The organism is Polaromonas sp. JS666, from assembly GCF_900103405.1.
Taxonomy (GTDB): domain Bacteria; phylum Pseudomonadota; class Gammaproteobacteria; order Burkholderiales; family Burkholderiaceae_C; genus Polaromonas.
Window position 1 is genome coordinate 40,496 of record NZ_FNHX01000016.1, and the last position, 25,961, is coordinate 66,456.

Below are 25,961 nucleotides of genomic sequence, written 5' to 3' on the forward strand. Positions count from 1 at the left end.
AGCCGGGCGGCACAGCGTGCCAGAACCAGAAAAACGCAGCGGCTACAGAGCAATCTAGCCCGCGCGCGCGGCGCCGGGCGTCAGCCTGCGGCTGACAAGGCTGTAGGAAGCCTGTGGCGGACCGCCGCCGGGTGGGTGCATTCCTACATGCGGCGCCGGAAATGCCCGGCGCGGCAAACCTGCCGCAGGCCTGATCTTGGGGATTCGGCGGTGTTCCGCGAGCCACATGTGCGCGCACCGCATTTCTCTTGTCAACTTGTCCGCAAGGAGTTTTCCATGCCCATCAAAACATCCACACCCCGATCCGCACTTCGCAGCGGCGGCCTGGCGCTTGCCGCCGCCGCGGCCCTGGCGCTGTCGGCCGCGCCCCCCGCCTGGGCGCAAAGCGGCGGCACGCCGGCGCCCGCCACCACCCAGTCCGACGGTGATTCCAAGCTGGACCGCAGCGACCGCAAGCTGCTGCAGGACCTGGCGCAAGGCAATATGGCCGAGGTCGATGCCGGCAAGATGGCGCTGGAAAAATCGCAGAATGCCGAAGTGAAAAAGTTCGCGCAGCAGATGATCGACGACCACGGCTCGGCCCTGGCCGGTGTGCAGGCCTTGGCCCGGGCCAAGAACGTCACGCTGCCGGATGGCGCGGGTGCCATGGCCAAAACCAAGGCCACCGCGCTGAAGGCCTTGTCGGGCAATCTGTTCGACAAGGAATACGCCAAGCGCTCGGCCGTGAGCGACCATGAAAGCACCGTCAAGCTGCTGCAGAAGATCCAGAAGGATGGCAAGGACAGCGACCTCAAGGCCCTGGCCGACAAGATGCTGCCGGCGGTGGAACACCACCTGGAGATGGCCAGGGAACTGGCGGCCTCGACCGCCGCCGCCAAGTCCTGATGCCCGGCCTCGGCCCGCATGCGGGCCGGGTGCGTTAACGCCGGCTGCGCCTAAGCCGGTCCCAGCGCGATGGAATGCAGGCTGCAATCGAGCAGCGCCGGGTCGACCTCGCGCTCCAGCGCGTAAAACATGCTCTCGACAAAGTCCATGAGGCCGTCGGATGCGGCGATGGCCGAGTCAACATGGCCGTTGGCGACCGCGTCGATCACCGCGACATGCCCGTCCACCGTGCCCTGCAGGTTGGCATGGTTGGCCGTCTGCATGTGGTAGATCCAGCCTATGCGGCGGAAGATGGTGTGCAGCGGCCTCAAGGTGCTTTCGACAAAGGGCTCGTTGGCCGCGGCCAGGAACAACTGGTCGATGCGCCGGTCAATCGCATTGAACTGGTCTATGGTCATGTCCGCGCCGTGCTCCATGAGCTGGCGCCGGATGTGCAGCATCTGGTTGCGCTGCGAGGCGCCCGAACGCTCGGTGGCCAGGCGGATCACAAAACGCTCCATGTCGCGGCGCAGGCGCAGCAGCACGCGCTCGCGGGTCAGGTCGATGGGCGCGATCTGGATGCCGTGGCGTGGTGACACCAGCACCAGCGTGTCGGCGGCCAGGCGGCTCACGGCCTGGTGCACCGGCGTGCGGCCATAGCCGACCAATGTCTGCAGCTCGTGCATGGCCAAAAAACGGCCCGGCTTGAGTTCGCAGCAGATCAGCAATTCCTCCAGGCGCTCATAGGCCAGGTCCGACAGGTTGACCTGGCTGCGGCGGCGCGGCGCTTCCGGGGCCGGCGCGGCGGCAACCAGTGTGGGACGGCGACGCGGTGAGGTGGCCATGGAGTTCCTTGAAGTACCGACGGATTGAAGCAAAAACAGCTCAAAGCATACCCTGATATGCAAGCTTTGGTGTATCCGGAAGAAGTGATTTACCTCTAGATTGAAGCAATTTTTGCCGATTTTCCACGAAAGAAAAGCTTCGGGTAATTACTTAGGCTTTTTGTGAAATATCACAGTATTCTTCCTTTCAACCGCAGGCAAATGCCGCAATACCGCGAAGCATCCCACCATGTCACACCCCCTTTTTGACCTTTCCGGCCGCACGGCCCTCGTCACCGGCTCTTCGCGCGGCCTGGGCCATGCGATTGCCGAAGGGCTGGCGCAAGCCGGTGCCCGGCTGGTGCTCAACGGCACGGATACCGAACGCCTGGCGCTCAGCGCGGCGGCCTTGCGGGCCAAAGGCCACCAGGTGGAAGAGGCCGCCTTCGACGTGACGGACGAAGCCGCGGTCTGCGCGGCCTTTGCGCGCCTGGACGCCGCCGGCATCGAAGTCGACATCCTGGTCAACAACGCCGGCATCCAGCTGCGCAAGCCGTTGGTCGAGCTGTCGATGGCCGAATGGGACAAGGTGCTGAGCACCAACTTGACCAGCGCCTTCCTGGTCGGCCGCGAGGCGGCCAAGCGCATGATCGCGCGCGGCCGCGGCGGCAAGGTCATCAACATCGGCTCGCTCACGAGTGAAGCGGCGCGCGCCACGGTCGCGCCCTACACGGCGGCCAAGGGCGGCATCAAGATGCTGACGCGCGCCATGGCGGCCGAATGGGCGGAGCACGGCATCCAGGCCAATGCGATAGGCCCGGGTTATATGGCCACCGAGATGAACACCGCGCTGCTGGACAACCCGGCCTTCGATGCCTGGGTCAAGGGCCGCACGCCGGCACGCCGCTGGGGCCGGCCTGACGAGCTGGCGGGCACAGCGATCTGGCTGGCGTCCCAGGCATCGGAGTACGTCAACGGCCAGATCATCTACGTCGACGGCGGCATGCTGGCCGTGCTCTGAATTGCCCCTTTCCTGTTGCCCCGACCCATCAATAAAGAAACCAAAGAGAGACAAGCCATGAAATTTCTGCGCACGCTCCTTCCCGCCGCCGCGGCTTCGCTCGCGGCCCTGACGCTTTCGGCCGCGGCCATCGCGGCGGACTACCCAACCCGGCCCATTGAAATGGTCGTGCCGTCGACCGCGGGGGGCGGCACCGACATCATGGCGCGCCTGTTTGCCGAGACCGCCAAGAAATACGTCACCCAGCCCATCGTGGTGAGCAACAAGCCCGGCGTCAGCGGCGGCCTGGCGATGACCGAAGTGCAGCGCGCGGCGCCTGACGGCTACAAGATAGGCGTGCTGATCTCCGAGCTCGCGATCATCCCGCACCTGGGCATGACCAAGGTGACGACCAGCGACTTCATCCCGCTGGCACGGCTCAATGGCGACCCCGGCCTGATCGCCGTGCGCGCCGAGTCGCCTTACCAGTCCATCGACGAACTGCTGGCCGCCGCGCGCAAGCAGCCCGGTACGGTCACCATGGGCAATGCCGGCACCGGAACCATCTGGCACCTGGCGGCCGCGGCGGTGGAAGAAAAAACCGGCGTCAAGTTCAACCACGTGCCCTTCCAGGGCGCGGCGCCCAGCGTGATGGCGCTGGCCGGCGGCCACGTCGATGCGATCACGGTCAGCCCCGCCGAGATCGGTTCCTTCGTCGCGGCGGGCAAGGTCCGCGTGCTGGTGTCCATGGCCGACCGCAAGCTGCCCGCGCCTTACGACAAGGTGCTGAGCTTCAAGGACAAGGGCGTGGACCTGGTCGTCGGCACCTGGCGCGGCCTGGGCGTGCCGCTGAACACGCCGCCCGAGGTGGTGCAGTACCTGCGCGAAGCCAGCCGCAAGACCGGCGAAGACCCGGCCTTTCGCGAAGCGCTGCTCAAAGCCAACCTGCAGCCGGCCTACCTGGACGGCGAGCAGTTCCAGGCCTTCATGAACAACCAGTCCGCCTACTTCAAGAAGCTGCTGGCCGGGCTCAACCTCCAGAAATAAACCGTGCGCAAGGAGGGTCCGCGCGGCTCTCCGTCTTTTTTGCGATACCAACCCCCCGACTCCCCGAAACCCATGGCCACCCTGATCACCGACGTCAAAGTCATCCCCACCGCGCCCGAAGGCATCAACCTCATCGTCGTGAAGATAGAAACCAACCAGCCCGGCCTGCATGGCCTGGGCTGCGCGACCTTTGCCTACCGGCACCTGGCGGTGAAGTGCCTGGTCGAGGAATACCTCAGGCCCCTGCTGATAGGCCGCGACGCCGAGGCGATCGAGGAACTCTGGCAGCTGATGCACCAGAACGCCTACTGGCGCAACGGCGGTATCGAAAACAACGCGATCTCGGGCGTGGACATGGCGCTCTGGGACATCAAGGGCAAGCTGGCCGGCATGCCGCTGTACCAGCTGTTCGGCGGCAAGGTGCGCGAAGGCGTGCCCATCTACCGTCACGCGGACGGCCGCGACCTGGCCGAACTGTGCGACAACATCCAGAAGTACCGCGAGCAGGGCATCACGCACATCCGCTGCCAGAACGGCGGCTATGGCGGCGGGGGCTTCGGCGCCGCGCCGGCCGGCGCGCCCCGGGGCGCACCCGACGGCATTTACCTGGACAGCCGCAAGTACATGCGCGAGACGCTCAAGCTTTTCGAAGGCATACGCAGCAAGGTCGGCTTCGAGGTCGAGCTTTGCCACGACGTGCACGAGCGGCTCAAGCCGGTCGATGCAATCAGCTTTGCCTGCGAGCTGGAGCGCTTTGAGCTGTTTTTCCTGGAAGACGCGATCCCGCTTGAGGAGGGCAACTGGCTGCGCCAGCTGCGCGCCAAGACCAACATCCCGCTGGCGCAGGGTGAACTCTTCAACAACCCCTATGAGTGGAAGTTCCTGATCACCGAGCAGCTGATCGACTACATCCGCGTGCACCTGAGCCAGATAGGCGGCATCACGCCGGGCCGCAAGCTGCAGATTTTTGCCGAGCAATTCGGCGTGCGCACCGCCTGGCACGGGCCGGGCGACATGTCGCCGCTGGCCCACGCGGCCAACATCCACATCGACCTGGCCGCGCGCAACTTCGGCGTACAGGAATGGTCGGGCACCGAGCCACCCAACTTTGTGATCCAGGAACTCAAGGGACCGCGCGAGGCACTGCTCGACGTCTTCCCGGGCCTGCCGGAATTCCGCCGCGGTTATGTCTACGCCAACGACAAGCCAGGCCTGGGTGTGGAGCTCAACGAGGCCGAAGCGGCCAAATACCCCTGCGAGAACACCGTCACCACCTGGACGCAGACGCGGCTGGCCGACGGAACGCTGCAAACACCCTGAGGCCCGTCCATGAAGATCACCCGCCTGAGCACCTACCGCGTCGCGCCGCGCTGGATGTTTCTCAAGATCGAGACCGACGAAGGCATCAGCGGCTGGGGTGAACCGGTCATCGAGGGGCGCGCGCGCACCGTCGAGACCGCCGTGCAGGAGTTCGGCGAACTGCTCATCGGCAAGGACCCGTCGCGCATCAACGACCTGTGGCAGACCATGTACCGCGGAAACTTCTACCGCGGCGGTGCGATCCTGATGAGCGCGATCGCGGGAATCGACCAGGCGCTCTGGGACATCAAGGGCAAAGCGCTGGGCGTGCCGGTCTATGAACTGCTGGGCGGCAAGGTGCGCGACAAGATGAAGGTCTACAGCTGGGTCGGCGGCGACCGCCCCGGCGATCTCGTGAGCGACATGCAGCGCCTGCTCGAAGCCGGCATCGACACCTTCAAGCTCAACGGCTGCGAGGAGATGGCGCCGCTCGCCTCGCCGCGCGCCGTCGACGCCGCGGTGGCGAAAGTCGCGGCCGTGCGGGATGCGCTCGGGATGAGCGTGAGCTTCGGCCTGGATTTTCACGGCAGGGTGTCCGCCCCCATGGCCAAGACCCTGCTCGCGGCGCTTGAGCCTTACCGGCCCCTCTTCGTCGAAGAACCGGTGCTGGCCGAATTGGCCGAGCACTACCCGAGGCTTGCCGCCGGCACCTCCATCCCCCTGGCTGCTGGGGAGCGCATGTATTCGCGCTTCGAGTTCAAGCACGTTCTTGAGGGCGGGGGCATCGCGATTCTGCAGCCCGACCTCTCGCACGCCGGCGGCATCACCGAATGCCACAAGATCGCGGCCATGGCCGAGGCCTACGACGTCGCCTTCGCCCCGCACTGCCCGCTGGGCCCGGTCGCCCTGGCGGCCTGCCTGCAGGTCGACTTCGTGGCGCACAACGCGGTGCTGCAGGAGCAAAGCATGGGCATCCACTACAACCAGGGAGCAGAACTGCTCGACTACGTCATCAACAAGGATGACTTTCGCATTGACGCCGGCTACATCCATGCGCTGCCCAGGCCGGGCCTGGGCGTGGAGGTCGATGAGGAGCGCGTTCTTCACGCGAGCCGCAACCCGCCCGACTGGCACAACCCGGTGTGGCGCCACCCGGACGGCAGCGTGGCCGAGTGGTGAGCGCCAGGCCCTTATTCCCTGATTGCATCTTTCACCCAACCCAACCAGAACGGAGACTTGAGATGAACACACGACGCACAACCTTGCACACCACACGCCGCCTGGCGGTCGCGACGCTCGCGGCGCTGGCGATGAGCTCCACCGGCGCTTTCGCCGAAGTCAAGGCCAAGATCGGCCACGCGATGCCGGAGAGCCACCCGCAAGCGGTGGCGATGAACAAGTTCGCCGAACTGGCCGGCACCTACACCAAGGGCAATGTGAAGGTGCAGGCCTATCACAGCGGCGTGCTGGGCAGCGACGAAAAGCAGCTGCAAGCGGTGCAGGCCGGCACGCAGGAGCTCTACATCGGCACGCTGGCGCCGCTGTCCACCCGTGTCAAGGAAGTCCAGGTCTGGGACCTGCCCTTCATGTTCCAGAACGTGCGCGAGGTCTATGCCGTGCTTGACGGCGCTTCATCGAAGAAGATTTTCGAGAAGATCGAGCCCGCCGGCCTGGTGGGCCTGACCTGGACCGGCATGGGCTTTCGCAACTTGTCCAACAGCAAGCGCAGCGTCACCCGGCTGGAAGACGTCAACGGCCTGAAGGTGCGGGTGATGGCCAACCCGGTCGCCCTGGAGACCTGGAAGACCATAGGCGCCAACGCCGTGCCCATGGCTTTCGCCGAAGTCTTCCCGGCGCTGGAGATCAAGGCGCTGGACGGCCAGGAGAACCCGCTGGTGCACATGTATGCCAACAAGATGCAGGAAGTGCAGAAATACATCTCGGTGACCAACCACGTCTACACGCCGGTGGCGCTGGTGGCGTCCAAGAAGTTCTGGGACAGCCTCTCGCCCGCCGACAAGGCCGGCGTGCAGAAGGCCGCCGTCGAAGCCGGCCTGCTGCAGCGCAAGCTGCTGGACGAAGGCGATGCCGACGTCATCGGCAAGTTCAAGGCCGCCGGCGTCACGGTCAATACCGTGTCCCCCGCCGAGCTGGCCCGCATCCAGGACAAGGTCAAACCGGTGGTCGCGAAGTTTTCGCCCATCATCGGCGAAGACTTCGTCAAGGATTTCTACGCCGAAATCGACAAGGCGCGCGCCGCGAAGTAAGCGGCAGTCGGGGGCCGCCGAGACCACTCCGCGGCCTTCCCGCCTGTTTTCGCGTCATCCCGCAACCCAACCAGGTGCCTCCATGGCAAAACTTCTCAAGAATATGGCCGACGCCTTCACGCGCGGGCTCGAGTTCACGATGGTCCTGTGCATCGCCGTCATGCTGGCGATGGTGTTCGGCAATGTGGTGCTCAGGCTTTTCTTCAACACCGGCATCGACCTGTCCGAGGAGATACCGCGCTTCGCTTTCGTCTGGATGACCTTCCTGGGCGCCATCGTCGGCATGCGCCGGCGCGCCCACCTCGGTGTGGACCTGCTGGTCCAGTCGCTGCCCGTGCTGGGCCGCAGGGTCTGCTGGGGCATCAGCCAGGCGATCATGCTGGTGTGCTGCGGCTACATCGTCTACGGCACCTGGCTGCAGCACGACATCATCGCGGGCAATGCCTCGCCGGTCGCGCAGCTCAGCATGCTGTGGGTGTTCGGCGTGAGCTACCTGACGGGCACCGCGATCGGCATCATCTGCCTGTCCAACCTGCTGCGCCTCGTGGCCGGCAAGGTCGCCGACGAGGAGCTCATCGACGTGCACGAGGAGGGCATGGCCGAAGCGCTGGATGCCCAGCACGAAATGACCGAGCAGCAGGCCCGTCATACGGGCGCCCCGGGAGCCAAAGCATGACCATCTTCGTTTTTGTCGGTTCACTGTTGGGGCTGATGGCCCTGGGCATGCCGGTGGCCTTCGCCCTGATCGGCTGCGGCCTGGCCATGATGTTCTTCATGGGCGTCACCGATCCGCAGATCGTGGTGCAGAACATGTGGGACGGCGCGAACAGCTTTCCGCTGCTCGCCGTGCCCTTCTTCATGCTGGCCGGCGAGTTCATGAACGCCGGCGGCATGACCCGGCGCATCATCATGATGGCCATGTCCTGGGTCGGCCATATCCGCGGCGGCCTGGGTTATGTCGCGGTGGCCGCGGCCGTCATCATGGCTTCGCTGTCCGGCTCCGCGGTGGCCGACACCGCGGCGCTGGCCGCCGTCCTGGTCCCGATGATGCGCAACGCCGGTTATGACGTCAATCGTTCATGCGGCCTGATCGCCTGCGGCGGCATCATCGCGCCGGTGATACCTCCTTCGATCGCCATGATCCTGTACGGCGTGACCGGCGGTGTTTCGATCACCAAGCTGTTCATCGCCGGCATCGTGCCCGGCCTGCTGATGGGCCTGGCCATCATGCTGGCCTGGCGCTGGTCCATCGGACGCGACAAGGTCCAGGTCGAACCCCGGCGCAGCATGGCCGAGCGCCGCACCGCCACGCGCGAGGCGCTGTGGGCGCTGGTGCTGCCGGTGGTGATCGTCGGCGGCCTGAAGTTCGGCTGGTTCACGCCGACGGAAGCCGCCGTGATTGCCGCCGTTTATTCGCTGTTCGTCGGCCTGGCCGTCTACCGCGAGATCAAGCCGGCCCAGCTCTACCGACTGTTTTACCGTGCGGCGGAAACCACGGCCATCATCATGTTCCTGGTGTCGGCGGCGGGCGTCTCTGCCTGGCTCATCACCACGGCGAACATTCCGCAGCAGCTGGCCGAGCTGGTGGCGCCGCTGATGGACAACAAGATGCTGCTGACCTTCGCGCTGATGGTGCTGGTGCTGATCGTCGGCACGGCACTGGACTTCACGCCCACCGTGCTGATCATGACGCCGGTGCTGATGCCGGTGCTCAAGCAGGCCGGCATAGACCCGGTCTACTTCGGCGTGCTGTTCATCATGAACAACGCGATCGGGCTGGTGACGCCGCCCGTGGGCACTGTGCTCAACGTGGTCTGCGGCGTCGCCAAGATCCCCATGAGCGGCGCCATCAAGGGCGTCATGCCCTTCATGATCGCGCAGACCATCGTCATGTTCCTGCTGGTGGCCTTCCCGCAGATCGTGATGTGGCCCCTGCAGATGATGACGCGCTGACACACACCTTCGCCTTTTGAGGAAACCGATTATGGAAGCTCTTGTCATTCACGCGCCAGGCGACCTGAGGGTCGAAAACATCCCGACTCCGGACGTCGGTGCCCATCAACTGCGTGTGCGGGTTCGCTGCGGCGGCATCTGCGGTTCCGACCTGCATTACTACCAGCATGGCGGCTTCGGCACCATACGGATCAAGGAACCCATGGTGCTGGGCCACGAAGTGGCCGGTGTCATCGAAGCCGTGGGCAGCGGTGTCACCGCTTTTTCCCTCGGTGAGCGTGTTGCCGTCAGCCCCAGCCAGCCCTGCGGGTTGTGCCGCTATTGCCAGCAAGGCCTGCAAAACCACTGCCTCGACATGCGTTACTACGGCAGCGCGATGCGCACGCCGCATGTGCAGGGCGCTTTCCGCCAGGAGATCGTGGTCGAGACACACCAGGCGCACCGGCTGGCCGCCAGCGTGAGCGACAGCGAAGGCGCGATGGTCGAGCCCCTTTCCGTGGCCCTGCACGCGGTGCGCCGCGCCGGGCCGCTGCTGGGCAAAAGCGTGCTGGTCACCGGCTGTGGGCCGATAGGCGCGCTGGTGATCGTCGCCGCGCGGCGCGCGGGGGCCACCCACATCGTCGCCACCGACGTCAGTGCCTACACATTGGGCAAGGCGCTCAAGGTGGGCGCCGACGAGGTGATCAACGTGGCCGAGGAAGCCGACGGCCTGTCACGCTTCACGGACGGCAAGGGCCAGTTCGATGTCCTGTTCGAAGCCAGCGGCAACGAGCGCGCGCTGCGCGGCGCCTTCGACGTGCTGCGGCCGCGCGGCATCATCGTGCAGGTGGGACTGGGCGGCGAAATGACTTTGCCGATCAACACCATCGTGGCCAAGGAATTCGACCTGCGCGGCGCATTCCGCTTTCACGAGGAATTCGCCACGGCCGTGGAACTGCTTAACAAGGGGCTGGTGGATGTGAAGCCGCTGATCTCGGCCACACTCTCTTACCGGGACTCGGCCAGGGCTTTCGCGCTGGCCGCCGATCGCTCGCAGGCGATGAAGGTGCTTCTGAACTTCGACTGAAGACGCCGGGCGCCTAGCGGCCAGCCCGCTTGCGGGTGGCGGGCGTCTTTGTCGCCTTGGCGGGACGCAACTCATGCGGCTCCAGGAAAAACTGCGTGTTGCCTACCAGCCGCTCGACCGCCAGGTCGATGAAGGCGCGCGCCCGCGCCGGCTGCGCGTTGCGGCTGCCGTAATACACATGCAGGCCCAGGTGCTCGGTGACGTGCTGCGTGAGCAGCGGCACCAGCTTGCCGGCGCGCACCAGCGGCGCGGCGGTCACGCCTATGAGCTGGCCCACGGCCTGGCCGGCGACCACGGCGCGGGCTTCGAGGTCCACGTCGTTGCTGAGGAAGGAGGTCGCGACGCTGCGGGCCACCACCTCTTCACCGACCTTGAACTCCCAAGGCATGGTCTTGCCGGTGCCCGTGTGGTGAAAGCCGGTACAGCGGTGGTGGGCCAGGTCTTCAATCGTCTGGGGTGCGCCGTTCTGCGCGATGTAGGCCGGTGAGGCGCAGACGACGAGCTGCAGCGGCAGGATGCGCCGCGAGATGATGCCGCCCTCGGGCGGCGAGCCGGCGCGAAAGCCGACGTCGACGCGGTCTTCGACCCAGTTGCCTATGCGGTCGTCCATCTGGATGTCGGGCTCGACCTGCGGATGGCGGCGGCAGTATTCCTCAAGCACCGGCCACAACACCTCCAGCATGATGGAGCGCGGCGCGACGATGCGCAGCGGGCCGGCGATCTCCTCGCGGCCGCGGCGCGCGCCGTGCAGGGCGCGCTGCAGGGTGGACAGCCCGGGCTGCGCGGCCTGCAGGAACTGCTGGCCTTCTTCGGTCAGGCTCAGGCTGCGCGTGGTGCGGTGAAAGAGGCGCACGCCCAGGTGGCGCTCCAGCTGCACCAGCGCCTGGCTGGCGGCCTGCGGCGTGATGGCCTGGGCCGCGGCGGCCTGGCGCAGGCTGCCGAGTTCGGCCGCCTTGACGAAGGTGGCGATGGCGCGCAACTCATTCAAGGCCATGCGGCTTCTCCCTGGGTGGATGGCGATTATCACGATTTGCTTGATTATGAACTCAGTGACTGCCTGCTATTCAACGCCTAATGGAAATCCTACATTGCCCTCCTCAACAACTTTTTTTCAAGGGGCAAGGCCATGAATGCAAAGACAAATTTCAAACGTGTGTGGATGATCACCGGCGCGGCGCGCGGCATAGGCGCGCGCATCACCGAAGCGGCGCTGGCACGCGGCGAGGCGGTGGTGGCGACCTCGCGCGACGCGGCTTCGCTGCAAAAGCGCTTTCCTGAAAGTGATGCGCTGCTGGCCCTGCCGCTGGATGTGACCGACGAGGCCCAGGCCGCCGCGGCGGTGCAGGCCGCGCTGGCGCGCTTCGGCCGCATCGACGTGCTGGTCAACAACGCGGGCTACGGCCTGCTGGGCGCGGTGGAGGAAGCCACGGCCGACGAGGTGCGGCGCCTGTATGACACCAATGTGTTCGGCCTGCTCAACGTGACGCGCGCCGTGCTGCCGGCCATGCGCGCGCGCCGCAGCGGCCACGTCATCAATATTTCCTCGCTGGGCGGCTACCAGTCGGGCCCGGGTTTTGGCGTGTACTGCTCGACCAAGTTCGCGGTCGAGGGCCTGAGCGAAGCGCTGCACGGCGAGCTCGCGCCGCTGGGCATCCATGTGACGGTGGTGGAGCCCGGTTATTTCCGCACCGACTTCCTGGACAGCAACTCGCTGGCAGTGTCGCCGCGCATCCTGGACGACTACGCCGCCAGCGCCGGCCAGGTGCGCGTGGCCGCCACGCGCATCAACCACAACCAGGCCGGCGACCCGCTGCGGCTGGCGCAGGCCATGCTGGCGCTGGTGGATGCAAACGCCCCGCCGCTTCGCCTGCCGCTGGGCACCGACACGCTGCAGACGATTGCGGACAAGCATGCATTTGTCGAGGCCGAGGTGAAGGCGTGGAGGGCGCTGTCGGCGTCGACGGACTTTCCCAAAGAAGCGCTGGCGGCCTGAGCTGCACTGCTCACCCGGGACAGGGTTCTGATTTCTTCGGTGCCCTGTTTACTTCAGGCCGAATGCTTTCCTCAGGCTTGCATCCACAGGACCTGCAGGCATGAAGCGGCGCAATTTGCTCAAGAGGGATGCTTGTCCGGCTGGCGTGCAGCGCATACGCCATCTGCCAAGTGCCGCTTCCACGATTGTGTTTGCCACCTCCGAAGGTTCGGGTGCGCCGTTGATGCTCGCGGCGAGTGAGCGCGAGACAATGTCACGTTCATGGCCATAGTCCTCAATTTGCAATTTTGCCTGCGGCGAGCTGGTTTCCAGGTTGGTCCTGGTGTGGGAAGGCTCGACCAGTGCCACGCGGATGCCGAACTGACGCACCTCATGGTCCAGGGTTTCAGATAACCCTTCAACAGCATGCTTGGAGGCCGAATAAATCCCCATGTACGGTGCCGGGAGAAAGCCGAGCACGGAGCTGACATTGACGATCCTTCCGTGGCGTTGCGCCCGCATGTGGGGGAGGGCCGCCTGTGTGGTGCGCAATATGCCGAATACGTTGGTTTCGAACAGGGCTGTGGCCTCGCTGGTTGTTGTTTCCTCCACCGCGCCAATCATGTTCATTCCCGCGTTGTTGACCAGCACGTCGATGCGGCCGGCCTGGGCGACGATGGATTGGATCGCATGTCGAACGGAAACGTCGTCGCGAACGTCCATCTCAATGAGTTCGATGCCAGGCAGTGGTTTCGCTTTGGCAATGCTGCGCACGGTGCCGAACACCTGGCATCCTCGTTTGGCGAACTTTTCTGCGGCGGCACGCCCGATGCCCGACGACACGCCAGTAACAACGACAACGGTGGGTTTCGACATGGCAGATCCTTTTTGATGGGTGAATGATGATGAAGAGAAATCAGCGCGGATCTGCTTCTGTTGCCGGTCGGATCTTGAACCAGATGGAGTACATGGCTGGCAGGAACACCAGCGTCAGCACCGTCCCGGCGAAGGTGCCGCCGATCAGCGTGTAGGCGAGCGTCCCCCAGAACACCGAATGGGTCAGCGGTATGAAGGCCAGCATCGCCGCCAATGCGGTCAACACCACCGGCCGGGCACGCTGCACGGTGGCCTCGACAACCGCGCGAAACGGCTCCAACCCCGCCTGCTCGTTATGCCGGATCTGGCCGATCAGGATCAGCGTGTTGCGCATCAGGATGCCCGACAGCGCAATCAACCCGACCAGCGCATTGATGCCAAACGGCTGCCGGAACAGGATCAAGGTCGGCACCACGCCGATCAGCCCCAGCGGGCTGGTCAGGAAGACCATGACCATCGCCGAGATTGAACGCGTCTGAAAGATGATGATGAGCAGGGTGATGGCCAGCATGATCGGGAACAACGGCAACATCGCCGTCATCGCCTTGCCTGATTCTTCGATGGCGCCTGCCTGTTCGATGCGGTAGCCGCCCGGCAGCTTGTCCATGATGGGCTGAATTTGCTGGCTAATGGCTGCCGACACGTCCGGTGGCTGCAAGCCGTCGGCGATATCGCCCCTGACCGTGATCGTCGGCATGCGGTCGCGCCGGCGCATGATCGGCTCCTCCGCGCGCACGTCAACCTTGCCGACCTGCGACAGCGGTATGCGTTGCCCGGTGGCGCCGGTCAATGTGAAGTCCGCGATCCTGGCCGGGTCGAGCCGGATGTTGCCGGCCGAGCGGGCTGTGACCTGCACGGTGCGAATGTCCTCACGCACGGCGGTCAATGGAACACCGCTCAGCAAGAACTGCAGCTGTTGCGCCACGGCGCTGGAGGTCAAGCCCACGGCCTGCAATCGGTCTTGCTGCAAGGTGAAGTGCAGCGCGGGTGTGCGCGTTCCCCAATCATTGTTGACGGTGCGCATCGTCGCACTGGCATGCATGACCTGCTCCACTTCGGCCGCGATCTCGCGCAGCTTGTCCGGGTCTGGCCCGGTGATCCGGTAGGCGACCGGATACGGCGAGTAGGGACCAAACACGAGCTGGGTGACACGCACCCGCGCCCCAGGGGCGAGGCCGCCGGCAATCGCCTCACGCAACCGCGTTTTCAGCACCTCGCGCTCATCCTGGTTGTCGGTGCGCACCACGATCTTGGCAAACGAGGGATCGGGCAGTTCCGGCCCCATGGCCAGGTAAAAGCGCGGCGCGCCCTGGCCGACGTAGGCCGTGACGATCTTCGCTTCCGGTTGCTTGGCCAACCAGGCCTCCACCATCGCCGCGCTGGCGCTGGTCTGGGTGATCGAGGTGCCGTAGGGCATCTGCACCTCAATCAATACTTCGGGCCGGTCAGAGATCGGAAAGAACTGCTTTTTGACGACCGCCATGCCCAGGATGGCTGCCACGAACAGGCCCACGACGGAAGCTGCGACCAGCCACTTGCGCGCAATCACGCGCCCCAGAAATTGGCGGAAGCGGTTGTAGCGCGGCGTGTCGTAGAGCGCGTCGTGGCCGCCTTCGACCTTTTTGAGCTCAGGCAATAGCTTGACGCCGAGATAGGGTGTAAAGACCACGGCGACCACCCAGGATGCAATGAGTGCAATGCCGACGATCCAGAACATATTGCTGGTGTATTCGCCGGCAGTCGATCGGGCGAAGCCATTGGGCATGAAGCCGACAGCCGTGACCAGCGTGCCCGAGAGCATGGGCGCCGCGGTGTGGCTCCAGGCATAGGCGGAAGCGGCGACGCGGCTATAGCCTTCCTCCATCTTCACCACCATCATTTCGATCGCGATGATGGCGTCGTCGACCAGCAGGCCCAGCCCCAGGATGAGGGAGCCCAAGGTGATGCGGTCAAAATTCTTGCCGGTAGCAAGCATCACCACAAAGACCGCCGCCAGCGTCAACGGCACGGCCGCGGCGACCACGATGCCCACACGCCAGCCCATGCTGACAAAACACACCAGCATGACCACCAGCAGCGCGACGAGGAACTTGACCATGAACTCATCGACCGCCGAGCTGATGTTGACGGCCTGGTCTGTGACCTTGGCCAGGCTCATTCCCTGCGGCATATCGGCGTTGATCGCGGCGACCTCTTTATCGAGCGCCTTGCCCAGGTCGAGTCCATTCCAGCCGTCGCGCATGATGATGCCCAGCAGCAAAGCGGGCTCGCCGCCGTTGCGGATCATGAAAGTCGCCGGATCTTCATAGCCACGCTTGACTGTGGCGATATCCGACAGTTTTAAAGTGCGGCCTTGCGCCACGATCGGCGTATCGCGGATCTTTTGCAGCTCATCAAAAGCGCCGTCCAGGCGAATGAAGACCTGCGGCCCCTTGGTCTCCACGGAGCCAGCCGGCGTCAGGGCGTTCTGGCCATTGAGCGCGGCGAACACTTCCTGCGGGCTGATACCCAGTGTTGCCAGCCGCTCGTGCGAGAACTCGACATAAATCCGTTCGGACTGCTCGCCAATGATGTTGACTTTCTTGATGCCCGGCACGTGCAGCAATCGCTGGCGCAGCGTCTCCGCATCGCGGGCCAGCAAGCGCTGCGGCTCGCCTTTGGCCTTGAGCGCAAACAGCGCGAAAGTGACGTCCGCATATTCGTCGTTGACCATAGGCCCGATCACGCCGGACGGGAGGTTGCCGGTTTCGTCCCCGACCTTCTTGCGGGCCTGGTAGAACTGCTCCTGCACTTCCGAGGGCGGGGTAGTGTCCAGCAGGGTCAGGGTCGTGAAAGCCAGCCCCGGCCGGGTGTAGGTCTCACTGCGGTCGTACCAACGCAATTCCTGCAGCCGCTTTTCTATCTTCTCGGCGACCTGATCCTGCATTTCCTGCGGAGTTGCCCCCGGCCAGGCCGTGATGAGGGTCATCACCTTGACGGTGAAGGACGGGTCTTCCGCCCGGCCCAGCTTGAGGAAGGCCATAAGCCCTGCCAACGAGATCAGGCAGATCAGGAACAGGGTGACGGAGCGCTCGCGCACGGCGAGCGCCGACAGGTTGAAACGGCCTTCGCTCATGGCCGCGCGCTTGCAGTGACGGGCGCTTGAGCCGCGATGCGGATCTGCTCGCCTTCGCGCAACAGATGCGCGCCGAGTGCGACGATCCGATCACCCTGCTTGAGCTGGCCAGCGATGTAAGCACTGTCATCGCCCAGGCGTTGGACCTTGACCGGCCGCCACGAAACCTTGGCCGGCTCACCCTGGATGACCCAGACTCCTGGTCCTTTGCCCGCGTCGGACAGGGAAGCAATGGGTACCGAAAAGCCGGCTTGCGCGGTGGAATTGGCTTCCGGGATTTGAACGGTCACCGTGCTGCCCAATGGCGCGTTGGACAGCTCGCCATCGAGCACATAACGCGCCTCGAAAGTGCGCGTCAGGCGGTCCGCGGTGTTCGAGAGCTGCCTGAGCCTGGTCGGAACGGCTACGCCTTCCTGGCCAAAGAGGGTGGCCAGCCCGGTGGAGCCGACCGCGGGGCGCAGGGTTTCCGGCAGTTGGATGACGGCTTCACGGCGGCCGGCATGGGCCAGGCGCACCACCACCTGTCCCGCGCTGACGACCTGGCCGGGTTCCACCAGGGTTTCCATGACGATGCCGTCGCCATCCGCCACCAATTCCGTATAGCGGCTCGCGTTTCGGGCGACTTCCGCCTGGGCCTCGGCGGCATTGAGCTGGGCTTTGGCCGCGTCAGCCGCAGCCTTGACCTGGTCATAGGCCGAGGCTGAAATGGCACCGGTTCCGCGCAGGTCCTGGTAGCGGGCCTCGTCCTGCGCCGTTTGCTGCGCCCGCGCCCGGGCGGCGGCCACCGCTTCCAGCTGCGCATGGGCGGCGAGCTTCAGGTCGATGGGATCGATGCGCATGAGCGCTTGCCCGCGCTTGACGGTTTGCCCCGCATCGACAAGGCGTTCCAGCACCTTGCCGGAGACCCGAAAGCCCAGATCGCTTTGGACCCGGGCGGCTACGGTCCCGGTGAACGCGCGAGACGCAGCGACCGAGCCCTGAACGGTGGCCACCCGCACCATCGGCGCCTCGGTACGCGGATCAGATGGTGCCTTCTCGCCGCAAGCGGCCAACACAAAAGGCAATGCACAAATGGCAGTGGATGTAGCGAAGTAAGACCTGCGCATGAAAGTCCCATTGACGAAATGATTGGACTTTCATTATGAAACCAGTGACCAAATTAGTCAATAGTCACAGATTTGCGTCAAGGAGACAAGCTGCGGAGCACCAGGCTGGACAAATGCGCCGGCGCCTCTTTGTTGTAGTCAAAGCTGTGTTGCAGGAGCAAGGGATTGAGGTAGGGGCGGATGACCAGATAGATGGCCAGCGCCGTCTCATCCAGGGGGGTCTTGCGCTCGAAATCACCGGTTTGCCGGCCCTCCTGCAAGACGTCCTGGAGCAGTTTCTGGATGCGTTCTTCGTAGGCTTGAACCGCCTGCCAGCGCTCCGTAGCGGCCGAAGCGGCAATCTCGTAAAGCTTGCGGTCCTGGAAAAACAGGCGAAGGCTCGCCTCGGTCGCGACTTTAAACATCCGCCGCAGCTTCTCCGGCGGCGTCTCGGCCCCGGCAATGGCCGCACTCACCTCGGCCTCAATTTCGCGCAGGCAGTTCGCGCAGATCGCCTCGCCGATGGCCTGCTTGGACTCAAAGAACTTGTAGATGTAAGCCTTGGAAAACCCGATGGCCTTGGCGAGATCGGAGACGGTCGTTTTTTCGTAGCCGTAGCGGCTGAAATGCTCGGTGGCCGCGGTCACGATCTGGTCGCGCACGTCGTGGTCGGCCGGGCCGCGGGCGGAAACCGGGTAAGTGGTCGCTTTGTTCATGGTCTGTAGCTTACCCGCATCCAAGGACCTGAACAACGAGTGACCATATTGTATTATAGTCACTTCATCGACTACCTGATCCGGAACAAGTCCATGCAGCCCAAACGCACCCTTGCCATCTTCATTGTTGCCGCCCTTTCGGCCGGCTGCGCCGTCGGCCCCGACTACGTCAGGCCCGATACGCCCATGCCGCAACAGTACCTGGGCCAAGCCGCGGTCGACCAGCGGCAAGCCGCCGCCCGTGCCGATCTCGTCACATGGTGGACGGGTTTCGGTGATCCGCAATTGACCCGATTCATTACGCTGGCCTTGGCGCAGAACCTGGATCTCGCGCAGGCTTCCGCTCGGGTCACCCAGGCGCGCGCGGAACTGGGGGCGGCCAATGCCGCGTTGCTGCCTTCCGGCAATGTCAGCGGACAGGCAGCCAGGGCCTACCAATCCCTTGAAACGCCTCTGGGCAAAGTCTTGAGCGCCAACCCCGGTTTCGACCGCCACGGTAGTTCTTACGAAGCCAATCTGGGCGCGAGCTGGGAACTGGATGTATTCGGAGGCCTGCGTCGAGGCAAGGAAGCGGCGCTTGCCGGGTACCAGGCGTCAGAGGCCGGCGCAAGCGCCACCCGGTTGGCTGTGGCGGCACAAACCGCCGACACCTACATCCTCATTCGCGGGCTGCAAACCCGCCTCGACATTGTCCGCAGGCAGGTGCAAACGCAGCAGCAATTGCTCTCAACCATCAAGCTTCTGTATGGGAAGGGCTTGGCGGCCGAACTTCAAGTGAGTCAAGCCGAAGGTGCGCTGGCCCAGGTTCAGGCGTCCGTGCCGGTCCTTGAAGCGGGCCTGGATGTGGCCATGAACGCGCTCGACGTGATGCTGGGCTCGCCACCCGGAACGCATCGGTCGGAATTGGCGGGTGCCGGTGTCATCCCTGCGGCACCGCAAATCACTGCGACAGGCTCTCCGGGTGAGTTGCTCAGGCGCCGTCCCGACTTGATTGTGGCTGAGCGCCGCCTTGCCGCATCGAATGCCCGTATCGGCGTCGCCATTGCCGAGTACTACCCCAAACTCTCTCTGGGTGGGCTGATCGGCAGCGCAACATCGGTGTCCGGCGGCAACCTGTTCACCCGCGGCGCCGGTCAGGCCTCAGGCGTTCTGGGCCTGCGCTGGCGTCTGTTTGACTTTGGCCGCATCAACGCGCAGATTGATCAGGCCAGGGGCCAGGAGGCCGAGATGCTGGCTGCCTACCGGCTTGCCGTACTGCGGGCAACCGAGGACGTGGAAAACGCCTTCTCAAGTCTGGTCAAACGCGAGGAGCAGGCTGCCGTACTTACCCAAGGGGTGGACTCTCTCGGCCGCGCGCGAGCAGCTTCGTTTGCGGCGTATCAAAAAGGGGTACTCAGCCTGATCGAAGTCTTGCAAGCCGACGAAAACCTGCTGCGCGCCTCCGATGCGCGCGCGCAGGCGCAAACCGAGTCCGCACGCGCGGCGGTTGCGACATTCACGGCGCTCGGCGGTGGTTGGCAACCCCAGGAATCCAACGCGGTCGCAATGAAATAGACATCGCCCAACGTTTGGGAAATGGATTCGCGCTGAAGAGATCGATTCATTTCCTATGCCACGCAGGGCGCTGGTCCCTGAGGCCACATCCGCACCACCAACGCTGCCGCACCCGACACCGCGGCCATCACGCACACGCCCTGCCAGCCGGCGTGCGCCAGCACCACGCTGCCCAGCCAGGCGCCGCTGGCCATGCCGCTGAACATGCCGATAAAGAGAACGGCGTTGAGCCGGCTGCGCGCGGCGGGCTCTATGCTGTAGATGATGGTCTGGTGCGCGATCAGCGTGGCTTGCGCGCCCAGGTCGAACACCACCGCGCCTAAAGCAATCAACCACAGCTGGTCGGGGCCGGCGGTCATGGCGATAAAAGCGGCGGCCACCAGCGCCGCGCCCAGCCGGGTCACGACTTCCGGGCCTTTGCTGTCGGCCAGGCGGCCGGCCAGGGGGGCAGCCAGCGCACCGGCGGCGCCGGCCAGGCCGAAGGCGCCGGCCGCGCCGCTGCCCAGGTTAAAGGGCGCGGCATGCAGCATGATGGCCAGGGTGGACCAGAAGGCGCTAAAGCCTATGCTGATCAGCCCCTGGGCCAGGGCCGCGCGGCGCAGCGCGCCATGGCGTTTCCACAGCGTGGCCAGCGAGCCCAGCAGCGCCAAATAGGGCAGCTGCGTGGTCGGCTCAAAGCGCGGCAGGCGCCGCCACACGGCAATCCCCAACAGCGCAATGCTGACGGCCGCGGCCACAAACATGCTGCGCCAGCCGAGTTGCTCGGCCACAACGCCGGCCACCACACGCGACAGCAGGATGCCCAGCAGCAGGCCTGTCATCACAGTGCCCACGGTTTTGCCGCGCTGGGCTTCGGGCGCAAGCGTGGCGGCGGCCGGCACGATGTCCTGTGCCAGCGTGGCCGCCAGGCCGATGGCCAGACTGGCCAGCGCGAGCACCGCCACCGAAGGCGCACTGGCGGCCAGCAACAAGGCCAGCACCAGCGCCGCGGCCTTGCCGAGGATGATGCGGCGGCGGTCATAGCGGTCGCCCAGCGGCGCAAGCAGCCCAATGCCCAGCGCATAACCCAGCGTGGTCAAGGTGGGCACCAGGCCTATGGCGGCGGGCGTGGATTTGAATTCAGCAAGCAGCAGGGCCAGCATGGGCTGGCTGTAATACAGCGAAGCCGCGCCCAGGCCGGCGCCGGTGGCAAGCAGCAGGATCAGCGAAAGCGGCAGCGCCGGCGCGGCGTGGTCATGCGTATAAAGAGTGGAAGTCATGGCAAGAGTCCAGGTTTGAAGCAGGCTGCGAGTATGCGGGCCGGTTTTTGCGCTGTGAAGGCGGCTATTGGGCACAATGGTCATACGTCAAACGCATGCAAAAACGCAGAACAGACACCCCATGAAAACCGCGCCAGACCGGATTGAACTGATGCAGACCTTTGTGCGCATCGTGGAGGCGGGCAGCTTGTCGGCCGCCGCCGCGCAGATGAACGCCACCCAGCCCACGGTCAGCCGGCGCCTGCAGGCGCTGGAGCGGTCCCTGGGGCTCAAGCTGCTGCAGCGCTCCACCCATGCGATGAAGCTGACCGAAGACGGCGAGCGCTGTTTCAGCCGCGCCAAGGAGTTGCTGGGCAACTGGGACGCTTTTGAGGCCGACCTGCGCGGCACCCAGGAAGTGCCGGAGGGCACGCTGCGCGTGGTGGTGCCGCATGCGCTGGGCCAGCAGCAGCTGGTGGGGCCGGTGGTCGATTATTTGCGGCGCCACGAGCGCGTGACGGTGGAATGGCTGCTGCATGACGGCACGCCGGACTTCATCGCCCAGGGCATAGACTGCGCGGTGCATGTGGGCGCGGTGGAAGACCCTTCGCTGGTGGCCGTGAAGATCGCCGAAGTCCGGCGCATCGTGGTGGCCGCGCCGTCGCTGCTGCAGGGCAGGCCGCCGCCGCTGCAGCCGGCCGAGCTGCAGGCCCTGCCCTGGCTGGCGCTGCAGACCTTTTACCGCAACGAGGTGGCGCTGACGCGCCGCCACGCCGGCCGCGATAGCGAGGACCACCGCTTCGCGATACGGCCGCGCCTGGGCACGGACAGCCTGTTCGCGCTGCGCAATGCCACGCTGCTGGGCCTGGGCGCGAGCATCGCCTCGACCTGGCTGGTGGCCGACGATGTGGCCGAGGGCCGGCTGCTGCACCTGGCGCCCCAGTGGTGCGCCGCGCCGCTGCCGGTTTACCTGATCTATCCCTATTCGAGTTTTTACCCGGCCAAGCTGCGCCGCTTTGTGGAAGCGCTGCGCGAGGGCCTGCCCCCGGGCATGGGCCTGCCGACGCGGCCGGAACCGATGGGCATCGCCTGAGCGGGGGGCGGCTGCCGGGCTAAACCCGGGCCGTATCCACAGCCTGCTGTTGCAGCCAGGCGGCAAACACGTCCACTGCGCGGTTCGTGTTGGCGGTGGCCGAGCGCTGGCACAGGTAGTAGCCGCGGCCGGTGGGAACGCAAATATCGAAAGGCAGGACCAGCTGGCCGCTGCGCAGCTCGCTCTCGATCAGGCAGGGCTGGATGACGATGGCACCCATGCCGGCAGTGGCCGCGACGATAAGGTTGTTGCCAAGGTCAAAGCCGGGGCCCAGCGCGGGCAAGGTTTTTTTCACGCCCGCGCCCTCCATCCACACGGCCCAGTTGCCCGGGTAGTTGATGTGATGGAGCAGGGGGCGCGCGGCCAGGTCCGCCGGCTGCTTGAGGTTGCGCGCCAGCGCGGGCGTGCAGGCCGGCGTGATCTCCTTGCCCAGCAGGTAGCGCCCCTGGATGCCGCGCGGCCACTTTTTGCCGGGTAGCTTGAGCGCGATCCACAGGTCGACGTCGTCACGCGTGAAGTCTTCATCAAAGCGGAACTGGCGCAGCTCCACTTCGATGTCCGGGTTCAGGGCCTGGAAGCCGGCCAGCCTGGGAACCAGCCAGCGCGTTCCCAGGGTCGGCAGGACGCTGACCCGGACCTTGCGCTGCGCGGGCGCACCGCCGAACTGCGTGACCGCCGACTCCAGCCCGGCCACATGCACTTCCACCAGCTTCTGGAATTCACGCCCGCGGGCCGTGGGCACAACGCCCGTGGCCTGCCGGTCGAACAGGCTGCAGCCCAGCCTTTGTTCCAGCCGCAGGATGGCCTGGCTGACGGCGCCCTGGGTGACGGAGAGAACCTCGGCCGCGCGGCGAAAGCTGCCGAGCTGGCAGACCCCGAGAAAGGCGTGCAGCTCGGCCAGCGAAGGTGACTTGAACTTCATGGGGCACATTAGATCATCTAATCACTTGCTTTGAAATTGTCGTTTGCCCTGCGGCGGCCATGGCCGCACACTGCGGCCCATGAGCAACTCCGAGCCCGTCAAAGTCATCCCCCCCGCCGACGATCCCATCGCGCTGGTATGCGATTCACCACACAGCGGCACTTACTATCCGCAAGACTTCGACTTCGCGATCGAATTGCAGCAGCTGCGGCAATGCGAGGACACATTGATCGAACAGCTGTGGGACACCGCACCGCTGGTGGGCGCGACGCTGGTGCACGCGACCTTTCCGCGCAGCTACATCGACGCCAATCGCGCCGAGGACGACATAGACCTCGCGATGCTGGACGGCGAATGGAACGGGCCGGTGGCCCCCTCCGATCGCTGCCTGCGGCTGGGCAACGGCCTGGTCTTCAGCAAGACACCGACGCTGGAGCCGATCTACAACCGCAAGCTCCACGCCCGCGAGATTGCGCAGCGGATTGAAAGCTGCTGGCGGCCGTATCGCCGCGCGCTGACGGACGCACTGGCCGGCGCAAGCACACGGCAGGGCGGGTGGTGGCACCTGAACCTTCACTCCATGCCCAGCAATGCCTATGCGCGCCTGGGACTTCCCGAGAAACCCCTGGCCGACATCGTGCTGGGCAACCTGCACGGCGCGAGCTGCGACGCGGCGTTTGCGGATGTTGTGGGCGAGGCCTTCAGGCGCCACGGTTACACAGTGGCGCTGAACGACCCCTATGCGGGCCAGGACCTGGTGCGCAGCCTGGGCCGGCCCGCGCTGGGGCAGCACAGCCTGCAGGTAGAGATCAACAGGGGCCTTTACCTCAACGAAAAAACTCGCGAGCCCAAGCGGCAGTTTCCTGAACTCAGGAAGCGCATCCACCTGGTGCTGCAGGACATCGCGAGCTACATCAGGGAAGAAACCATTCAGGCCGAACGCAAGGCCCAGCTCAAGGTCAAGGACACAGCATGACACTCATCCGCAACCGCAGGCAGGTTCTCGGCATGGCGGCCGGCGCCGCCGGCGCGATGGCCTGCCCGGCATTCGGCCAGGCGCGCGCCTGGCCCAACCGGCCCATCACGCTGATCGTGCCTTTTCCGCCCGGCGGCGCTGTGGATATTTCGGCGCGCGCCATCTCCGACAAACTGGGCAGGCTGCTGGGCCAGCCGGTGGTGATCGACAACAAGGCCGGCGCGGGCGGCGCCATAGGCACGGGCATCGGCGCGAAGGCCGCGCCCGATGGCTACACGCTGGTCGTCACTTCGCAATCGACCCATGTGGTGAACCCCGCGGTCTCGGCCAACCTGCCATACGACGCGGTCAATGATTTTGCCTACATCACGCTGATCGACAGGCTGCCCAACGTGCTGGTCGCCAGCGCCAAGTTGCCCGTCAAGAACTTTGCCGAGTTTGTGCGTTATGCCAAGGCCAATCCAGGCAAACTGAACTACGCCTCGTCGGGCAACGGCTCGGTGGCGCACCTGAGCATGGAGCTGCTCAAGGCCAAGCTGGGCCTGTTCATCACGCACATCCCTTACCGGGGGTCCGGCCCGGCGCTGACGGATTTGCTGTCGGGGCAGGTGCAGCTGACCTGGAACAACCTCTCGTCCAACCTCGGCATGCTGCAGAACGGGAGCCTGCGCGCACTGGCCGTCGCGGCGCCGCTGCGCGTGCCGCAGCTGTCGGATGTTCCCACCTTTGACGAACTCAAGCTGCCCGACCTCAACCTCACCTCGTGGACGGGGCTGGCGGCGCCGGCAAAGACGCCGGAGCCCATCATCCAGACGCTGTATGACGCGATGCGCAGCATCCTGCGCGACAAGGACACGCAGGAACTCTGGCGAAAGCGCGGCGCCATGCTTCCCGAGAATGTACGGCCCGCCGAGTACCGGCAGGAAGTGATTCAGCGCATCCAGTTCTTCAAGAACGTCGCGCAGGCCAACAAGATTGTTCTGGACTAGGGCCTTGCGCATGAATCACCGCCACCCTGGCGCCATGCCACAGCCGGACGGCTGACGCCCACGCCTTTACCCCTGAATTTTCTTGCTGCCTGCTGAAGACGAAGTCTTCAGCGGCCTGGGCGAACTTTGCCCGCAGAAACCCAAGCGGCGGTGATGAATCTCCGCCATCGATAACAACTTTTGAGGAGTGAGGGATGAAACTGAAGATGATCTGCCTGGCCGCGGTAGCCGCCGGCGCAATAACACCCGTGGCCGCGCTGGCGCAAAGCACGGTGACGATTTACGGCAGGATGGATACCAGCTTCGAAAACTCGAAGACCGGCTCCCTATCCCAGACCTTGATCACGGGCAACGCCTCCCGGCTGGGCTTCAAGGGCGTCGAAGACCTGGGCGGCGGACTCAAGGCCCTGTTTGGGCTCGAGATGGGGATTTCTTCCGACACCGGGGCATCGAGTTCGCCCATGTATCGCAACTCCTACGTGGGGATCGGCGGCGACTTCGGCGTTGTCAACATCGGCCGCATTGATTCGGCCGCACCCAGCCGCACGCCGATTTATGCCATCCTGAGCCGGAATGTGGAGTACGTGATCCACGATGCGGGCGCCACCGCCATAGGCACCTCCATCTTCAATGCACGCACACGCGTGTCGAACGCCATCGGCTATGCCAGCCCGGTCATCGGCAATTTTGTCTTCCGCGCCGGCCACTACCTCAACGGCGAAGGCCTGGCGGAAAACCCGGCCGGCCCGATACGCTTTGAAAGCGACTATAAGCAGACCGATGTGTCGATCAGCTACGGCGAAGGCGGCGGGCCCCTGGGACTGGGCTTTGGCTACGGCAGCGACAGCAAGCGCGGCGGCGCACTGCTCAATGACTTCAAGAGCAAGTGGATGCTGGTCGGCTCCTACGACTTCGGCGAAGTCCGCGCCTGGGCGGTTTACAACCGCGACAACTTCGCGGGCGGACCGCTGTCACGCAGCAAGGTCGATGCGCAGATGATCGGCGCCTCCTGGGACCTGACGCCTACCAGCAAGATCATGGGCAACTACATCCGCAAGGATGTGCAGAGCGATCCGGCAGGCAAGCTCAAGCGCTTCCAGGCAGG

The 25,961-nt window shown here is 65.0% G+C and carries 23 protein-coding genes; 15 read left to right on the forward strand and 8 right to left on the reverse strand.

Features of this window, described 5'->3' with window-relative positions; translation table 11 throughout:
• Positions 1-276 precede the first annotated feature (276 nt).
• The gene (locus BLQ85_RS22905) at positions 277-885 is read left to right on the forward strand and encodes a DUF4142 domain-containing protein (RefSeq protein ID WP_074580273.1); all 609 of its coding nucleotides are present in this window, start codon (positions 277-279) and stop codon (positions 883-885) included.
• A gap of 50 nt (positions 886-935) precedes the next feature.
• Here BLQ85_RS22905 and BLQ85_RS22910 read toward each other — a convergent pair whose 3' ends face one another.
• Positions 936-1,709 carry a GntR family transcriptional regulator gene (locus tag BLQ85_RS22910; RefSeq protein ID WP_074580274.1) on the reverse strand — a complete coding sequence of 258 codons (774 nt, stop codon included), beginning with the start codon at positions 1,707-1,709 and terminating at the stop codon, positions 936-938.
• A gap of 229 nt (positions 1,710-1,938) precedes the next feature.
• On the opposite strand from BLQ85_RS22910, the gene BLQ85_RS22915 reads away from it, so the two are divergent.
• The 8 genes from BLQ85_RS22915 (at position 1,939) to BLQ85_RS22950 (ending at position 10,320) form a co-directional block, all read left to right on the forward strand.
• Positions 1,939-2,709, forward strand: a complete 771-nt coding sequence (locus BLQ85_RS22915) for an SDR family oxidoreductase (protein ID WP_074580275.1) — start codon at positions 1,939-1,941, stop codon at positions 2,707-2,709.
• Between the two features lie 57 nt (positions 2,710-2,766).
• Complete coding sequence (locus BLQ85_RS22920) at positions 2,767-3,735, forward strand: tripartite tricarboxylate transporter substrate binding protein (RefSeq protein ID WP_074580276.1); 969 nt, start codon at positions 2,767-2,769, stop codon at positions 3,733-3,735.
• Between the two features lie 72 nt (positions 3,736-3,807).
• Positions 3,808-5,055 carry an enolase C-terminal domain-like protein gene (locus tag BLQ85_RS22925; RefSeq protein ID WP_074580277.1) on the forward strand — a complete coding sequence of 416 codons (1,248 nt, stop codon included), beginning with the start codon at positions 3,808-3,810 and terminating at the stop codon, positions 5,053-5,055.
• Between the two features lie 9 nt (positions 5,056-5,064).
• A complete protein-coding gene (gene dgoD, locus BLQ85_RS22930; RefSeq protein WP_074580278.1) occupies positions 5,065-6,213 on the forward strand; it encodes a galactonate dehydratase in 1,149 nt (382 codons plus the stop codon).
• Positions 6,214-6,275: 62 nt separating this feature from the next.
• Entirely contained in the window at positions 6,276-7,301 is a 1,026-nt protein-coding gene (locus tag BLQ85_RS22935) for a TRAP transporter substrate-binding protein (protein WP_074580279.1), read from the forward strand.
• A gap of 82 nt (positions 7,302-7,383) precedes the next feature.
• Positions 7,384-7,977, forward strand: a complete 594-nt coding sequence (locus tag BLQ85_RS22940; protein ID WP_074580280.1) for a TRAP transporter small permease — start codon at positions 7,384-7,386, stop codon at positions 7,975-7,977.
• Complete coding sequence (locus BLQ85_RS22945) at positions 7,974-9,254, forward strand: TRAP transporter large permease (RefSeq protein WP_074580281.1); 1,281 nt, start codon at positions 7,974-7,976, stop codon at positions 9,252-9,254. The genes BLQ85_RS22940 and BLQ85_RS22945 overlap by 4 nt, the downstream gene beginning before the upstream one ends.
• Before the next feature lie 31 nt (positions 9,255-9,285).
• Positions 9,286-10,320 carry an L-idonate 5-dehydrogenase gene (locus tag BLQ85_RS22950; RefSeq protein ID WP_175456183.1) on the forward strand — a complete coding sequence of 345 codons (1,035 nt, stop codon included), beginning with the start codon at positions 9,286-9,288 and terminating at the stop codon, positions 10,318-10,320.
• Positions 10,321-10,333: 13 nt separating this feature from the next.
• Here BLQ85_RS22950 and BLQ85_RS22955 read toward each other — a convergent pair whose 3' ends face one another.
• Positions 10,334-11,314: a LysR family transcriptional regulator gene (locus BLQ85_RS22955; protein WP_074580282.1), complete on the reverse strand. Its 981-nt coding sequence runs from the start codon at positions 11,312-11,314 to the stop codon at positions 10,334-10,336.
• Positions 11,315-11,446: 132 nt separating this feature from the next.
• On the opposite strand from BLQ85_RS22955, the gene BLQ85_RS22960 reads away from it, so the two are divergent.
• Positions 11,447-12,313 (forward strand): oxidoreductase, encoded by an 867-nt coding sequence (locus BLQ85_RS22960; protein ID WP_074580283.1) that lies wholly within the window; start codon positions 11,447-11,449, stop codon positions 12,311-12,313.
• 48 nt (positions 12,314-12,361) lie between these two features.
• Here the strand turns inward: BLQ85_RS22960 and BLQ85_RS22965 are convergent, their stop codons facing one another.
• The 4 genes from BLQ85_RS22965 to BLQ85_RS22980 form a co-directional block, all read right to left on the reverse strand.
• On the reverse strand, positions 12,362-13,168 hold the full coding sequence (locus BLQ85_RS22965; RefSeq protein WP_074580284.1) for an oxidoreductase: 807 nt from the start codon (positions 13,166-13,168) through the stop codon (positions 12,362-12,364).
• Positions 13,169-13,208: 40 nt separating this feature from the next.
• A complete protein-coding gene (locus BLQ85_RS22970; RefSeq protein WP_074580285.1) occupies positions 13,209-16,283 on the reverse strand; it encodes an efflux RND transporter permease subunit in 3,075 nt (1,024 codons plus the stop codon).
• Positions 16,280-17,389: an efflux RND transporter periplasmic adaptor subunit gene (locus BLQ85_RS22975; protein ID WP_074580286.1), complete on the reverse strand. Its 1,110-nt coding sequence runs from the start codon at positions 17,387-17,389 to the stop codon at positions 16,280-16,282. The genes BLQ85_RS22970 and BLQ85_RS22975 overlap by 4 nt, the downstream gene beginning before the upstream one ends.
• A 77-nt stretch (positions 17,390-17,466) precedes the next feature.
• Complete coding sequence (locus BLQ85_RS22980) at positions 17,467-18,084, reverse strand: TetR/AcrR family transcriptional regulator (protein ID WP_175456184.1); 618 nt, start codon at positions 18,082-18,084, stop codon at positions 17,467-17,469.
• A gap of 93 nt (positions 18,085-18,177) precedes the next feature.
• Between BLQ85_RS22980 and BLQ85_RS22985 the strand changes: the two genes are divergently transcribed.
• Positions 18,178-19,638 carry an efflux transporter outer membrane subunit gene (locus tag BLQ85_RS22985; RefSeq protein WP_074580300.1) on the forward strand — a complete coding sequence of 487 codons (1,461 nt, stop codon included), beginning with the start codon at positions 18,178-18,180 and terminating at the stop codon, positions 19,636-19,638.
• A 53-nt stretch (positions 19,639-19,691) separates the two neighbouring features.
• Here the strand turns inward: BLQ85_RS22985 and BLQ85_RS22990 are convergent, their stop codons facing one another.
• Positions 19,692-20,897: an MFS transporter gene (locus BLQ85_RS22990; protein WP_074580288.1), complete on the reverse strand. Its 1,206-nt coding sequence runs from the start codon at positions 20,895-20,897 to the stop codon at positions 19,692-19,694.
• Positions 20,898-21,018: 121 nt separating this feature from the next.
• On the opposite strand from BLQ85_RS22990, the gene BLQ85_RS22995 reads away from it, so the two are divergent.
• Positions 21,019-21,969, forward strand: coding sequence for a LysR family transcriptional regulator (locus BLQ85_RS22995; protein ID WP_074580289.1), 951 nt, complete (start codon positions 21,019-21,021; stop codon positions 21,967-21,969).
• Positions 21,970-21,988: 19 nt separating this feature from the next.
• Here BLQ85_RS22995 and BLQ85_RS23000 read toward each other — a convergent pair whose 3' ends face one another.
• Complete coding sequence (locus BLQ85_RS23000) at positions 21,989-22,891, reverse strand: LysR substrate-binding domain-containing protein (RefSeq protein ID WP_074580290.1); 903 nt, start codon at positions 22,889-22,891, stop codon at positions 21,989-21,991.
• A 79-nt stretch (positions 22,892-22,970) separates the two neighbouring features.
• Between BLQ85_RS23000 and BLQ85_RS23005 the strand changes: the two genes are divergently transcribed.
• From BLQ85_RS23005 to BLQ85_RS23015, 3 genes are all read left to right on the forward strand, one after another.
• On the forward strand, positions 22,971-23,867 hold the full coding sequence (locus BLQ85_RS23005) for an N-formylglutamate amidohydrolase (RefSeq protein WP_074580301.1): 897 nt from the start codon (positions 22,971-22,973) through the stop codon (positions 23,865-23,867).
• Positions 23,864-24,856 (forward strand): Bug family tripartite tricarboxylate transporter substrate binding protein, encoded by a 993-nt coding sequence (locus BLQ85_RS23010; RefSeq protein ID WP_074580291.1) that lies wholly within the window; start codon positions 23,864-23,866, stop codon positions 24,854-24,856. The genes BLQ85_RS23005 and BLQ85_RS23010 overlap by 4 nt, the downstream gene beginning before the upstream one ends.
• Before the next feature lie 194 nt (positions 24,857-25,050).
• On the forward strand, positions 25,051-25,961 hold a 911-nt coding region (locus BLQ85_RS23015; protein WP_074580292.1), incomplete at its 3' end, for a porin.